This window comes from Streptomyces sp. CB02980, assembly GCF_014451325.2.
In the GTDB taxonomy this organism is placed as follows: domain Bacteria; phylum Actinomycetota; class Actinomycetes; order Streptomycetales; family Streptomycetaceae; genus Streptomyces.
Map to the genome: position 1 here is coordinate 1 of NZ_JACSCH020000084.1, position 533 is coordinate 533.

Here is a 533-nt window from a genome sequence, read left to right on the forward strand (position 1 = left end):
CCCGACCGGGAGCACTTCGGCCGGATCTTCTACAACCAGGCCCGGATGTCCGGCGCGGGCATCCCGCAGATCGCGGCGGTCCTCGGCTCGTGCACGGCCGGCGGCGCGTACGTGCCGGCGATGAGCGACGAGGCCGTGATCGTGCGGAACCAGGGCACGATCTTCCTCGGCGGTCCGCCGCTGGTGAAGGCGGCGACCGGTGAGGTCGTGACGGCCGAGGAGCTGGGCGGCGGCGAGGTCCACTCGCGGATCTCCGGCGTCACCGACCACCTCGCCGAGGACGACGCCCACGCGCTGCGGATCGTCCGGAACATCGTCGCGACGCTCCCCGACCGCGGCCCGCTGCCCTGGTCGGTCGAGCCGGTCGAGGAGCCGAAGGTGGACCCGGCCGGGCTGTACGGCGCGGTGCCGGTGGACTCCCGTACCCCGTACGACGTGCGCGAGGTCATCGCCCGGGTCGTGGACGGCTCCCGTTTCCAGGAGTTCAAGTCCGAGTACGGGCAGACGCTGATCACCGGCTTCGCCCGGATCCA

1 protein-coding gene is annotated in these 533 nt (G+C 72.4%); it reads left to right on the forward strand.

What is annotated here, in order from left to right; translation table 11 throughout:
* Positions 1-533, forward strand: a 533-nt coding sequence (locus E0F75_RS39860; RefSeq protein WP_308189675.1) for a carboxyl transferase domain-containing protein, incomplete at both ends; no start/stop codon positions are given.